The following is a 12,903-nucleotide window of genomic DNA, read 5'->3' on the forward strand; positions in this document are numbered from 1 at the left end:
TGTCCTCTGTGCGTTCGATTCTCCTCCTGCTGCTGAGCCTGTGGCTCAGCAGCCCGGCCTTCGCGGCCAGCCTTCCTGATGCCAGCCAGCTCAAACAGCAGCTGGAAGAGATAAAATCGGCCAAAAGTTCTCCATCCCAGGCGGAACAGATCCAGACGATTGAAGCTGCCTTAAACTTCCTCTCCGAACGCGATGACTCGCTGGAGCGCGCGGCGCAATATCAGCAGGTGATTGATGACTTTCCGCGTCTGGCGCGCGAACTGCGTCAGCAGATCGCCACACTAAGCGACAGCGGAAAAACCGTACGCAGCAACATGAGCAGCGCCGAGCTGGATCAGGAGATTCTGCAGGTCAGCAGCCAGTTGCTGGAAGAGGGTCGTCAGGCACGCCAGGAGCAGGATCGGGCGCGGGAAATCAGCGATTCGTTGTCGCAATTGCCGCAGCAGCAGACTGAAGCGCGCCGGGCGATGACGGAGAGTGAACGCCGGCTGCAGGGCGTCAGCACCAGTTCACCACAGGGCCAGCTGCAACTGGCCGCTCGCCAGGCGGAAAGCGCCGCAAATAAAGCGCTCGTTGATGAACTTGAGCTGGCCCAGCTCTCCGCCAATAACCGTCAGGAACTGGCGCGGATGCGGGCTGAAGTTCACCAGCGTAAAGCGACGCAGCTTGATAACTATCTGCAGGCACTGCGCAACCAGCTCAATGATCAGCGGCAACGTGAAGCGGAAGTCGCTCTCGCCCGCACCGAGCAACTGGCGGAAAATAGCGGCGATCTGCCGCCGGCGATTAGCGATCAGTTTCGGGTTAACCGCGAACTCTCTGTTGCGCTGAATCAGCAGGCGCAGCGTATGGATCTGGTGGCATCGCAGCAGCGGCTGGCCACCAACCAGATTATTCAGGTCCGTCAGGCGCTCTCTACGTTGAGAGAACAGTCGCAGTGGCTGGGCGCCTCTAATCTGCTGGGCGAAGCGCTTCGGGCGCAGGTCGCGCGTCTGCCGGAGATGCCTAAGTCTCAGCAGATTGATAATGAGATGGCACAGCTTCGCGTACAGCGTCTCTATTACGAAGATCTGCTGGAGCGTCAGGAGACGCTGCGCAAAGGACGGCAGGCAGATGGTCAGCCCTTCACTGCAGAACAGAAGCGTATTCTTGATGCGCAGCTACGCACCCAGCGTGAACTGCTCAACTCCCTGATCTCCGGCTGTGACACCCTGATCCTGGAGATCACTAAGCTCAAGGTCGGCAACACCCAGCTGCAGGATGCGCTGACGGAAGTCAAAGACGCGACGCACCGCTATCTGTTCTGGACCGCTGACGTCAGTCCGATCGGTCTGAGTTATCCGCTGGATCTGGCTAAAGATCTTTCCCGCCTGCTGTCGCTGGATACGCTGGGCCAGCTTGGCAAAGCCATGGCGATGATGTTTACCAGCCGCAACTCGGTGCTGCCGATTATTGGTGCCCTGCTGCTGGTCGGTTTCAGCATCAGTTCGCGCCGCCACTTCAATGCCTTTCTTGAACGTTCTGCCAGCAAAGTCGGCAAGGTCACCCAGGATCGTTTCCGCCTGACTATTCGTACCGTGTTCTGGTCGATTCTGGTGGCGCTGCCGCTGCCGGTGTTATGGGGCGCACTGGGTTACGGCTTGCAGAACGCCTGGCCCTACCCTATCGCCGTGGCGATTGGCGATGGCATTACCGCCACGCTGCCGCTGCTGTGGGCATTTATGATCAGTGCCGCCTTTGCCCGCCCGAATGGTCTGTTCATTGTGCATTTCCGCTGGCCGCAGAACCGGGTAGCGCGCGCCATGCGCTACTACTCGCTGAGCATCGGCCTGATTGTGCCGCTGATTATGCTGCTGATCGCCTTTGGCAACCTGGAAGATCGGCAGTTCTCCTCGTCGCTGGGTCGCCTCTGTTTCATCCTGATCTGCGGAGCAATCAGCATTGTTACGGTAAGCCTGAAGCGATCCGGTATTCCGCTCTATCTCGATAAAGAGGGGAATGGCGAGAATATGGTGAACCGGATGCTGTGGAACCTGATGATCGCCATGCCGCTGATGGCTGCCCTCGCCTCCGCAGTGGGATATCTGGCGACCGCGCAGGCGCTGCTGGCGCGACTGGAAACCTCAGTCGCCATCTGGTTCCTGCTGCTGGTTATCTATCACATTATCCGGCGCTGGATGCTGATTCAGCGTCGCCGTCTTGGTTTTGACCGCGCCCGTCAGCGCCGTGCCGATATGCTGGCTAACCGGGCGCGTAGTGAAGAAGAGAAAGAGCAAAGCGCGCTGAATACCGACGCGATTGAAATCGAAGAACCGGTGATTGATCTCGATGCGATCAGTGCGCAGTCGCTGCGGCTGGTGCGTTCTATCCTGACGCTGATTGCCCTGGTCTCGGTGATCGTGCTGTGGTCAGAAATTCACTCGGCTTTCGGCTTCCTGGAGAATATTCAGCTGTGGGATGTCAGTACGTCCGTACAGGGCGTGGAGTCGATTCAGCCAATCACCCTTGGTTCAGTACTGATTGCTATTCTGGTGTTTATCATCACCACTCAGCTGGTGCGCAATATGCCCGCGCTGCTTGAGCTGGCACTGTTGCAGCATCTTAATCTGACGCCGGGTACCGGTTACGCCATTACCACACTGACCAAATATCTGCTGCTGTTGATTGGCGGGCTGATTGGTTTCTCCATGATTGGTATTGAATGGTCGAAGCTACAGTGGCTGGTGGCCGCACTGGGTGTGGGACTCGGGTTTGGTTTGCAGGAGATTTTTGCCAACTTTATCTCCGGTCTGATTATCCTGTTCGAAAAGCCCATTCGTATCGGCGATACTGTGACGATCCGCGACCTGACCGGCAGCATCACTCGTATTAATACGCGTGCTACCACCATTACCGACTGGGACCGCAAAGAGATCATCGTGCCAAACAAGGCCTTTATCACCGAGCAGTTTATTAACTGGTCGCTGTCCGATTCCGTAACGCGTGTGGTGCTCACCATCCCGGCCCCGGCCAAAGTCAGCAGTGAACAGGTAACCACCATTCTGGTTCAGGCGGCTGAGCGCTGCAGTTATGTGCTTGATACGCCACAGCCGGAAGCCTTCCTCGTCGATTTGCAGCAGGGGATTCAGTTGTTTGAGATCAGGGTACATGCTGCAGAGATGGGGCACCGTATGCCGCTGCGTCATGAACTGCACCAGCTGATTCTGCTCGGATTTGAACAACACGGTATTGAAATGCCGTTCCCACCATTCCAGATGCGCATGGAAACCCTGGGCAAGAAGCTCCCTGCCAGCAACGGTACGCCCGCAGCCCGCGCCTTCAAATCTGGCGGCCTGTAATGAAAACGCCCGGCAAAGCCGGGCGTTATTGCAAGTCTGATCCGTCAGTTACGGCTTAACGAACTCTTCACCCTGAGCAATATCTTTCTTCAGCGTATCGAGCATGCCTGACAGCGCCTGTTGTTCGAAAGCGCTGAGTGTGCCAATTGGTCTGCGTTCAGCAATCCCGTTTTTACCGAGCAGCAGCGGCTGAGAGAAGAAGCGGGCATATTCGCCCTCGCCTTCCACGTAAGCACACTCTATAACATTCGCCTCGCCCTTCAGCGCACGTACCAGTGATAAACCGAAACGTGCAGCCGCCTGGCCCATCGACAGCGTGGCCGATCCGCCACCCGCTTTAGCTTCCACCACTTCTGTGCCGGCGTTCTGAATGCGTTTGGTTAAATCAGCCACTTCCTGATCGCTGAAGCTGACGCCTTTGACCTGTGACAGCAGCGGCAGAATGGTTACGCCAGAGTGGCCGCCAATCACCGGCACTTCCACCTGATCCGGCTGCTTACCTTTCAGCGCGGCCACAAAGGTGTTAGCACGAATAATGTCCAGCGTGGTTACACCGAACAGACGGTTTTTGTCGTAAACGCCGTGCTTTTTCAGCACTTCTGCCGCGATAGCAACAGTGGTATTGACCGGATTGGTAATCACGCCAATCAGCGCTTTAGGGGCCGTGGTGGCAACCTGCTCAATCAGGTTACGAACAATGCCTGCGTTTACATTAAACAGGTCCGCGCGATCCATACCGGGTTTACGTGCGACGCCAGCAGAAATCAGTACCACATCGGCACCCTGTAAGGCAGGCGTGGCGTCTTCTCCACTAAAACCTTCAATAGCTACAGCAGTAGGAATATGGCTGAGATCAACGGCAACGCCAGGCGTAACCGGCGCAATGTCATACAGTGAGAGTTCTGAACCTGCGGGAAGCTGGGTTTTGAGCAGAAGTGCGAGCGCCTGGCCTATGCCGCCAGCGGCACCGAGAACGGCAACTTTCATTCTTAACTCCTTATTAAGGTGGGGCAGAGATGGGCCGAAATTCTATCTGTGTCAGACCTTAATCAACTGCTCAGGCGATGATAAATATCCGCTGTTAATTCTACGTGTTTTCACACTTGCTCGCCGGATTCAAAAGTTACTTATCATTGCGCCTGAATGACCGACAACTTTGCCGTCGTCAGACAGAGAACGGCTGTGTGCGTTTTCTGTTACTACTTTTGATACTACACCACCAATAATATAACAACTTTGCAACCTTCGCCTTTCGGGGCTGTGACGGGGGTTTTGGTCTGAGCGAATTTATTTGCTATTATCGCCGCCCGCTAGCCGCCCGAACTCTGCTCACCAATCGACCGATTGCATAAAAATGCATTTAAATGCATAATCACCACTCTGCCGCGGGCGGATGCGCGGTTATTCTCTCTATTTATTGGTAACCTATGCGAAACCCATCGAAACAAGACGATCTGATCAAGGCTTTCAAGGCCTTATTAAAAGAAGAAAAATTCAGTTCCCAGGGCGAAATTGTTCAGGCGCTTCAGGATGAGGGCTTTGAAAATATCAATCAGTCCAAAGTCTCGCGGATGCTGACCAAGTTTGGCGCAGTACGCACCCGTAATGCCAGGATGGAAATGGTCTATTGCCTGCCCGCTGAACTGGGCGTGCCGACCACCACCAGCCCGTTAAAAAACCTGGTACTGGATATCGACTACAACGATGCGCTGGTGGTGATTCATACCAGTCCGGGCGCAGCACAGCTGATTGCACGTATGCTGGATTCGCTGGGCAAAGCGCATGGGATTCTTGGCACGATCGCTGGCGATGACACAATCTTTATTACCCGTGCGCGCGACTTTACGGTTAAGCAGCTGCACAGCGCGATCCTCAACCTGTTTGAACAGGAACTCTGACCGCTGACTGACGGCCTGCTATCCTGCCCCAGGTCGTCAGTTTGTTCTCTCTGCCCATAGTTTTGCGTCACACTGCTCCGCTGTTTAATACTGATAAGCCTGATTCAATACACCTGACTCTTGGTCAGATCGTTTACTCTGCTTAACCTTCTGCGCTATTTTACACTGCTTTACATCACTGATCCGGCACCATTGCCCGGATCCAGATCAAACTCCAGCCCAATACGCTTCATAGTTTCGCACTAAACGTCAAAGTGATCTATCTCACTGTTTTTGTAATTAAAATCGTCTTAAAGGCTATTTTTTATGCTGTTTTTATAACGTTAAGTTATTAAAAGTAGGCATAAAGATAAAGAATCACAAAAAAACATTATTAGCCGGGTATTAATTTCTATCGTTATTAGTTCTATACTTCTTTTCGTGATGCAAATCACACTAACTAGAAAGATAAAAATAGACGACGAGGAAATATCTATGAACGTAAAAACTACCATCGCTACCCTGAGCATTCTCTCTGCACTCTCATTTGGTGCAGTAGCAGCAGAATCTATTGATGCCGCGCAGGCACAGGATCTGCAGGCTGTCGGCACCATCAGTGTCAGCGGCGTCGCGGGTTCACCGATGGATATCAAACAGAAGCTCAGTGACAAAGCGGATCAGCAGGGCGCAAAAGCCTATCGCGTGATCGAGGCTTACAACAACGGCAATTATCACGCTACCGCCGCGTTGTATAACTAAACCCAATAATGCCAGCAGCTTTCTGTCTGACGCGCCTTTTTGCGCTCCGGAGAGCTGAAGCAAAATCTTCAGGAGAGTTGACCATGAAAACTAAATTAGCAATTGCTGCTCTTAGTCTGGCGTCCCTGTTCTCAGTGGGTGCCAGCGCCGCCAGCCTGGTATCGAATGAACAGGCGCAGGGTTTGCAGCCCATGAATCAGACCATCAGCATCGGTGGACGTAACGGCGACCAGACGCATATCCGTCAGGTGCTGTCAGAGAAAGCAGATGCACAGGGCGCAAGCCACTATCGCATCATTGAAAACAACCAGGACAACACCTGGCATGTCACCGCTGAGCTTTATAAATAATTAACTGTGATGACGTCTGAAGGCGCATAACAAATATCGACGACCCGCCCTTACGAGTAACCGCAGGTTGTTGAATGTAATGAGGAGATAATCATGAATATCAAAACAACCATTGCTACAGTCAGTCTGCTTTCCGTTATTGCGTTCGGCGCTTCTGCCGCACAGCTGGTAACCGGCGATCAGGCGCAGAATCTGCAGCCTGCGGGTACCGTGACCATCAGTGGAACCGCGGGATCACCGATGGATTACCGCGCAGAGCTTTCACAGAAAGCGGATGAGCAGGGTGCCAGCGCCTATAAAGTGATCGAGGCGCGTACCGGTGATAACTATCACATCACCGCACAGCTTTATAAGTAATTCCTCGTCAGATTAATGACGAACCCTTTGGCCCCGCTCGCCGGGGCCTTTTTTCATCTGATGTATTATCTGACATTAAAGTGCAGCCGGCCTTCCAGCTCCTCTTCCGCTTCATCAAATAACAGAATCAGCGCGCCATAACGCCGTCGCTGTCCTCTACCCAGATTGACAAACTCAATCTCCAGCGGCATCGGTAACAGATCCCCTGTCACAACATCCCACAATCCATCCAGATCGCAGATGCGGCGCTCCTCCAGCGCAAATCGCTCGCTGAACTGGCGAAAGAAATGGGCCTGGTCGACTATTTCATTAAAATCAAAACGCTCGATTTTCATGCTGACGGCTCCCATGCTCCGTCTGCGGGCGACCTCTGCCGCCCGTTCATGCCGTTAGCTCAAACCGCCCAGGTGCAGCGCTTTGACCTCCAGATACTCTTCCATACCCAGTACCGAACCTTCGCGGCCCAGACCCGACTCTTTCACCCCACCAAACGGCGCCAGCTCGGTGGAAACGGCACATTCGTTAATGCCGATCATGCCGCTTTCCAGCGCCGCTGAAACGCGAAACACCCGTTGCAGATTCTGGGTATAAAAGTAAGCAGCAAGGCCGAATGGCGTATCATTAGCGCGGCGGATGACGTCATCTTCATCATCAAAGCGGAAACAGGCAGCCACCGGACCAAAGGTCTCTTCCTGCGCAAGCTGCATGCCTTCATGCGCCTCGGTAATGACCGTAGGCTGCCAGAAGTTGCCACCCAGCGCATGGCGCTCACCACCTGCCAGTAGTTTGCCGCCTTTTGCTACCGCGTCTTTAACGTGCTGCTCAACTTTTTCCACCGCCGACGCTTCAATCAATGGTCCGACAATCACGCCTTCATCCATGCCATTACCGACTTTGAGCTTGCTGACTTCGGCTGCCAGCTGCTCAGTAAACGCATCATAGACAGCGTTATGAATATAGAAGCGGTTAACACTGACGCACACCTGACCCGCATTACGGAATTTGTTGGCAATGGCACCCTGTATGGCGGCATCAAGGTCGGCATCGTCGAATACGATGTACGGCGCATTGCCTCCCAGTTCCATCGACACTTTCTTCATGGTTTCGGCGGCATTACGCATCAGCAGCTTGCCCACCTGCGTTGAGCCGGTGAACGAGATTTTACGCACCGCTTTGCTGGCCATGATCGCATCGCTGATAGCATGAGTATCACCCGCCACCGCATTCAGCACGCCATCCGGCACGCCCGCCTGCTTCGCCAGTGCCAGCAGGGCAAAAGCAGAGAGTGGCGTGTTATTAGCAGGTTTAATGATGCCGGTGCAGCCCGCAGCAAGCGCGGGCCCCAGTTTGCGGGTCAGCATCGCCATCGGGAAATTCCACGGCGTAATGGCAGCCACTACGCCAATCGGTTCGCGGGTCGCCAGAATGCGGGATCCGGGTTTTGCGGGCGGAATGATCTCGCCGTTCGCCCGTTTCGCCTGCTCGGCGAACCACTGAATAAAGCTGGCGGCGTACTCCACTTCTCCTTCGGCCTCTTTCAGGGGTTTGCCCTGTTCAGTGGTCATCAGTTGTCCCAGCCAGCGCTTGTTCTCAATGATCAGCTGGTACCAGCGATTGAGAATTTCAGCGCGCGCTTTTGCGGTCTGCGCCCGCCAGGCGGGAAAGGCACGTTCCGCTGCGGCGATAGCCTGTTCCGTTTCCGCCTTACCGGCTTTTGCCACCTGCGCAATCACCTCGCCGGTTGCCGGATTAGTCACGTCAAACGTGGACGCCGCCTGATGCCACTGACCGTCCGCTAAATAGCCGGTCCGGAACAGTTCGTTCTCTTGCAGTGATTTCATTGATTCGCTCCTGTCAGTTTTGCTCTTCCGTCTGGAGAGTATAGTTGGCAAAAGCGACAGATTTTGTGATGGGTGGGGATTGCACTGGCCGCTGCAGGTCGCAGCGGCCAGATTCAGATTTGGATGAGTGTGTTCTGGTACTTATCCAGCATCGTCGCCAGTCGTTTGACCGGTTCCGTTACGCTGACGGGTGCCTCGTAATGGACCAGTTTTTCCTGATAGACATCCAGCTCTTTAAGCAGACGTTCAAAGTAGTAACGGCGCTTGTCGTCGCTGCTGGCGGAGATCACCCGATCGGCGGTGTAACGCAGCTGTCGGTGATACGCAGAGAGATCGGCATTAACTGGCACTTCTGCGTCGCGTAATCGCTGATGACCGATGATCAGCGTCAGAGCGATGCGATATTTATTGATATCACCCGGAAACAGGTTCAGCAGCAAAAACAGTTGCTGATAGAGCGCTGGCAGATGATTTTCACGCCGACGCGCCTGATTGGTTGTCATGGCCGAGACCGCTGCATACATAAAGCGGTTCAGCAGTTTGCGGCCGGTGCGCGCCTTCGATTTATCCCGAATCAGCAGAATGACCATCATCGCGACAAAGCAGCCGATAACCTGACCGAGCACATTATCGAGGAAGACGTTAATGTGAAATTCCATCGGATTATCGAGAACCAGCACGTTGAGCGTACCAATCAACGCGCCCAGCGTGCCGAGCTGACGCCGCTGAATAAAGATGCCGCCGATAAAACCCAGTATGCCGATAGCGATGCAAAGCAGTAGTGCGCTCTGCTGTGTCGCGGGCAGAACATACATAAAATAGAGCGCCCCCAGCGGAACCGCGACCGTCATGCCGTAGAGAAAATCCTTGGCCATCATCAGCGGGTTAGGCATACGCATCGCCAGCGCGGTAATTACGGCCAGCATTACCATACAGCCACTGCCAGAGGTCCAGCCCGTATAGAGCCAGAACAGTGAACCCAATGCGGTTGCAACGAAGGTGCGGATGCCGTTAATCATCGCATGATGTGTTTCAGCCGAACGCGCCTGAATCACCACTTCGCGCTGCAGAATCTCCTCTTCCAGCGAGGTGATCCGGCTATTACTTTTGATTCCTTTCAGCAGCAACAGATATTCGGTAGCAGTGCCTACCCAGCTGGCCAGCGTGACCGGCGTTGATTTGCCGCTGGCACCAATCACCCGGCGCATCACTTTCATCCGCTTATGCACCTCTTCAACCGTCGAGGCCGGTTTTTCAACCATCAACCGATACTGGGGCGGAATGTAGTCCGGGCGGGAATTCTGAATGAGGAAGGTTTCGGCAGCCTGCGTTATCAGCGTCAGTGACAGGGTATTGAGCATCTGCAAGCGGCGGTTGCTGTTCTTCCAGCGTGATGACTCCATCATCAGCTGGCTGCGCATGCTATTCAGCGCCGTGGTGCGCCGCACCAGCGCGCTCCAGGCTTTGTCGACCTCTTCCTTATCACCGTGTGCGACGCAGAGTTGCAGCAGCTGGTAGTGGGCCACCAGCAGCGAATCAACTTCCGCGTCGATCACTTTTTTAATCGAACGGGGTGAGAAAATCATGTCGGCCAGAATAGCGCAAAGAATACCGAGTACGATTTCACTGCAGCGCTCTACCGCATATTGGGGCACCAGCGTCAGACCGCCGCTGGCGTTCGCCGTTACTACAATAATCAGCGCGGTGTAGCCGGCCAGACCCAGTGCGTAGGAGTTCTCGACTTTAATTAGCGAAGAGAGCCAGACGCAGAGTCCTGCCCAGATGCAGCACAGCAGCAGCATCACGACCGGTGCACGCACGGTGGCAATCATGATGGTCAGCGCGGCGATACAGCCAATAAATGTCCCGATAATACGCAAAACACCGCGATAGCGTAGTGCCCCGGAATAGGGATCGCCGCCTGCCGCAAATGCCGTACCACCTGCCACGATCCCGGCGGTCATCACCGCCCAGCGCGGCGTTTCAAGGTTAAAGTGAAAACCCACCATCAGCGCTAACACCAGCGCAAAGGTGAGCTTTACCGGGAACCGCAGGAACTCGATCATATCGCCCTCTTAACCAAACTCACGCAGGCGATTAAACAGTCGGACCATCGGTGAAACCTGTTCAGGCTGACGATCGGCCTGACCGGTGATCACCACTGTCGCTGTTGTGCCCGCCGGGAAGCGATTGCCGGGCTGCTGATCAAGCCGGATGCGCACCGGCACACGCTGCGCCAGACGGACCCACTCCAGATTGGAATCTACCGTTGCCATGCCTTTACTGTCGACCGAGCTGCTGCTGTTGGTGACACCCGCCGCGACGCTGTCCACGGTGCCACGCAACACGATGTTGCTGCCAAGTGGAGTCACTTCCGCGCGGAAGCCCTTCTCCACGCCGTGAAGTTTGGTCTCTTCCAGGTAAGCCAGCACATAGAAAGAGTGCTGCTGAACCAGCGCCACCGCCACAGAACCCCGGGTAATAAATTCGCCCTGGTAGACGTTGAGGTTGGTGACCCAGCCATCGGAGGGTGCTTTCACGGTGGTGCGCTCAAGATCGATCTTCGCCAGATCGCGCGTCGCCACCGATTTTGCCAGCTGATGCTCACTGGTTTGCAGGTCGTTATTGGATTGTTCGATCGCCTCGCGCGACATCGCAGAGGTGCCAAGCTGGTTGCGGCGGCCGGCTTCGCGACGTTTTTCACTCACCAGGGCCTGGTAATATTCAACATCCGCCTGTGCCTGATCGAGTGCCTTCTGATAGCGAGGGCGGTCAACCACAAACAGTGTATCGCCCTTCTTCACCAGCTGGTTGTCATGTACCGGAACCTCAGTAATCAGGCCAGTGACGTCAGGCGAAATCGCCACCACGTCAGCCGCAAAACGTGCATCACGGGTCCAGGGTGATTCGGTATAGAACACCCAGGCGCGGAAGATGATAACCACTGCGATGATGACCAGCAGAATAGTGATCGCGTAGCGCGCGATTTTTCTTATGAGTGCTTTCACTTCAACCTCAGACTAATAAACGGGAGACAAGGTAAAACACACAGCAGTAAAGCGCTGTATTAAAAAGTGCCGGATGCCAGACAAGATCGTAGATGCCGCTCGGCGTCAGCACGCGTTTCACTAACCAGAACAGCATCAGTGAAATAATCAATTCGATGAAAACGGGCGGAAAAGAGAGCCCAAACATGACAAATACCGGAAGCACACTCATCACAAATCCTTAGTTCGACCTTGCCGGGATACTTCGTTGCCTTTTCAGATGTCGCAGGAAACCCCTCTGGCAGCGTTATCCGAACCGCAGCTGGCTTAATAATAGCGTATCATCGAAGGGTATCAGGCAATGAAGAATCACCGGGAAATACCCCGGCGCGCTTATAATAACGCGCCTGACTATACGTTTTCTACTGAATGTGATCTAAATCACTTTTAAGCCAGAGTAAATAATGGAACGACTGAAAGGTATGTCTGTCTTCGCCAGAGTGGTCGAACTCGGTTCGTTTACCGCGGCGGCTCGTCAGCTCCATCTGAGCGTCTCATCCATCAGCCAGATCGTCGCGAAACTGGAGGATGCATTGCAGGTTAAGTTGCTGAATCGCAGTACCCGCAGTATCGGACTGACCGAAGCGGGTAAAATCTATTATCAGGGCTGCCGCCGTATGCTGGCGGAGGCGACGCAGGTGCATGAACAGCTTTACGCGTTTAACAATACGCCGATTGGCGTGTTGCGGATCGGCAGTTCCTCGACCATGGCGCAGAATGTGTTAGCCGGTATGACCAGCGATATGCTGCGGGAGTATCCGGGGCTGAGTGTGAATCTGGTTACTGGCGTTCCGGCCCCGGATTTGATTGCGGATGGTCTGGATCTGGTGATTCGGGTGGGCGCATTAAAAGACTCCAGTCTCTTTTCGCGTCGCCTTGGCGCGATGCCGATGGTGGTGTGTGCCGCAAAAAGCTATCTTGCCCAGCACGGCACGCCGGAGAAGCCGGGCGATATCGATAATTTTTCCTGGCTGGAATATAGCGTACGGCCCGACAACAATTTTGAGCTGATTGCGCCGGAAGGCCTGGTGACCCGCCTGGCACCACAGGGACGTTTCGTAACAAATGATTCGCTGACGCTGATCCGATGGCTGAAGTCGGGCAATGGTATCGCTTATGTGCCAATGATGTGGGTGATTGATGAGATCACCGCAGGCGAGATCGATATTCTGTTTCCGCACTATCAGTCCGATCCGCGTCCGGTGTATGCGCTCTATACCGAGAAGGATAAACTGCCGCTGAAGGTGCAGGTCTGCATCGATTATCTGACCGGCTATTTTGAACAGGTGGCTGAACAGTATCAGCAACACCGTAAAAGCTGACAACCCGCCGGG

General features: G+C 54.5%; 12 protein-coding genes. 6 read left to right on the forward strand and 6 right to left on the reverse strand.

Translation table 11 applies throughout. The features are described from left to right. Positions 1-8 precede the first annotated feature (8 nt). The gene (gene mscM, locus AC6I8J_RS16400) at positions 9-3,338 is read left to right on the forward strand and encodes a miniconductance mechanosensitive channel MscM (protein WP_161734941.1); all 3,330 of its coding nucleotides are present in this window, start codon (positions 9-11) and stop codon (positions 3,336-3,338) included. Positions 3,339-3,386: 48 nt separating this feature from the next. On the opposite strand, the gene mdh is transcribed toward mscM, so the two are convergent. Continuing rightward, positions 3,387-4,325, reverse strand: a complete 939-nt coding sequence (mdh, locus tag AC6I8J_RS16405; protein ID WP_161734944.1) for a malate dehydrogenase — start codon at positions 4,323-4,325, stop codon at positions 3,387-3,389. Between the two features lie 440 nt (positions 4,326-4,765). On the opposite strand from mdh, the gene argR reads away from it, so the two are divergent. The 4 genes from argR to yhcN (AC6I8J_RS16425) all read left to right on the forward strand — a co-directional run bounded on the left by argR (position 4,766) and on the right by yhcN (AC6I8J_RS16425) (position 6,681). Beyond that, on the forward strand, positions 4,766-5,236 hold the full coding sequence (gene argR / locus AC6I8J_RS16410; protein ID WP_013359192.1) for a transcriptional regulator ArgR: 471 nt from the start codon (positions 4,766-4,768) through the stop codon (positions 5,234-5,236). Positions 5,237-5,710: 474 nt separating this feature from the next. After that, entirely contained in the window at positions 5,711-5,974 is a 264-nt protein-coding gene (yhcN, locus tag AC6I8J_RS16415) for a peroxide/acid stress response protein YhcN (RefSeq protein ID WP_098052264.1), read from the forward strand. An 83-nt stretch (positions 5,975-6,057) separates the two neighbouring features. Then, positions 6,058-6,324 (forward strand): YdgH/BhsA/McbA-like domain containing protein, encoded by a 267-nt coding sequence (locus tag AC6I8J_RS16420; protein WP_161735991.1) that lies wholly within the window; start codon positions 6,058-6,060, stop codon positions 6,322-6,324. Positions 6,325-6,417: 93 nt separating this feature from the next. Continuing rightward, positions 6,418-6,681, forward strand: a complete 264-nt coding sequence (yhcN, locus tag AC6I8J_RS16425; RefSeq protein ID WP_161735990.1) for a peroxide/acid stress response protein YhcN — start codon at positions 6,418-6,420, stop codon at positions 6,679-6,681. Between the two features lie 65 nt (positions 6,682-6,746). Here yhcN (AC6I8J_RS16425) and AC6I8J_RS16430 read toward each other — a convergent pair whose 3' ends face one another. From AC6I8J_RS16430 to aaeX, 5 genes are all read right to left on the reverse strand, one after another. Continuing rightward, a complete protein-coding gene (locus tag AC6I8J_RS16430) occupies positions 6,747-7,016 on the reverse strand; it encodes a barstar family protein (protein ID WP_033734738.1) in 270 nt (89 codons plus the stop codon). Positions 7,017-7,070: 54 nt separating this feature from the next. Then, complete coding sequence (locus AC6I8J_RS16435) at positions 7,071-8,522, reverse strand: NAD-dependent succinate-semialdehyde dehydrogenase (protein WP_497825579.1); 1,452 nt, start codon at positions 8,520-8,522, stop codon at positions 7,071-7,073. Between the two features lie 113 nt (positions 8,523-8,635). Then, positions 8,636-10,588: a p-hydroxybenzoic acid efflux pump subunit AaeB gene (aaeB, locus tag AC6I8J_RS16440; RefSeq protein WP_161735988.1), complete on the reverse strand. Its 1,953-nt coding sequence runs from the start codon at positions 10,586-10,588 to the stop codon at positions 8,636-8,638. A 9-nt stretch (positions 10,589-10,597) separates the two neighbouring features. Further along, positions 10,598-11,530, reverse strand: coding sequence for a p-hydroxybenzoic acid efflux pump subunit AaeA (gene aaeA / locus AC6I8J_RS16445; RefSeq protein WP_010256061.1), 933 nt, complete (start codon positions 11,528-11,530; stop codon positions 10,598-10,600). 7 nt (positions 11,531-11,537) lie between these two features. Next, positions 11,538-11,741, reverse strand: coding sequence for a p-hydroxybenzoic acid efflux pump operon protein AaeX (gene aaeX / locus AC6I8J_RS16450; RefSeq protein ID WP_003855277.1), 204 nt, complete (start codon positions 11,739-11,741; stop codon positions 11,538-11,540). Between the two features lie 232 nt (positions 11,742-11,973). On the opposite strand from aaeX, the gene aaeR reads away from it, so the two are divergent. Next, positions 11,974-12,891: an HTH-type transcriptional activator AaeR gene (gene aaeR / locus AC6I8J_RS16455; RefSeq protein WP_135907618.1), complete on the forward strand. Its 918-nt coding sequence runs from the start codon at positions 11,974-11,976 to the stop codon at positions 12,889-12,891. The last annotated feature ends 12 nt before the right edge of the window (positions 12,892-12,903 follow it).

This window comes from Pantoea sp. X-Soil-ISGK-355 (assembly GCF_059730805.1).

Bases quoted from the DNA above. Each gene is read 5' to 3' on its own strand.
- mdh (WP_161734944.1), bottom strand. From the start codon at position 4,325: ATGAAAGTTGCCGTTCTCGGTGCCGCTGGCGGCATAGGCCAGGCGCTC.
- argR (WP_013359192.1), top strand. From the start codon at position 4,766: ATGCGAAACCCATCGAAACAAGACGATCTGATCAAGGCTTTCAAGGCC.
- yhcN (WP_098052264.1), top strand. From the start codon at position 5,711: ATGAACGTAAAAACTACCATCGCTACCCTGAGCATTCTCTCTGCACTC.
- AC6I8J_RS16420 (WP_161735991.1), top strand. From the start codon at position 6,058: ATGAAAACTAAATTAGCAATTGCTGCTCTTAGTCTGGCGTCCCTGTTC.
- yhcN (WP_161735990.1), top strand. From the start codon at position 6,418: ATGAATATCAAAACAACCATTGCTACAGTCAGTCTGCTTTCCGTTATT.
- AC6I8J_RS16430 (WP_033734738.1), bottom strand. From the start codon at position 7,016: ATGAAAATCGAGCGTTTTGATTTTAATGAAATAGTCGACCAGGCCCAT.
- AC6I8J_RS16435 (WP_497825579.1), bottom strand. From the start codon at position 8,522: ATGAAATCACTGCAAGAGAACGAACTGTTCCGGACCGGCTATTTAGCG.
- aaeB (WP_161735988.1), bottom strand. From the start codon at position 10,588: ATGATCGAGTTCCTGCGGTTCCCGGTAAAGCTCACCTTTGCGCTGGTG.
- aaeX (WP_003855277.1), bottom strand. From the start codon at position 11,741: ATGAGTGTGCTTCCGGTATTTGTCATGTTTGGGCTCTCTTTTCCGCCC.
- aaeR (WP_135907618.1), top strand. From the start codon at position 11,974: ATGGAACGACTGAAAGGTATGTCTGTCTTCGCCAGAGTGGTCGAACTC.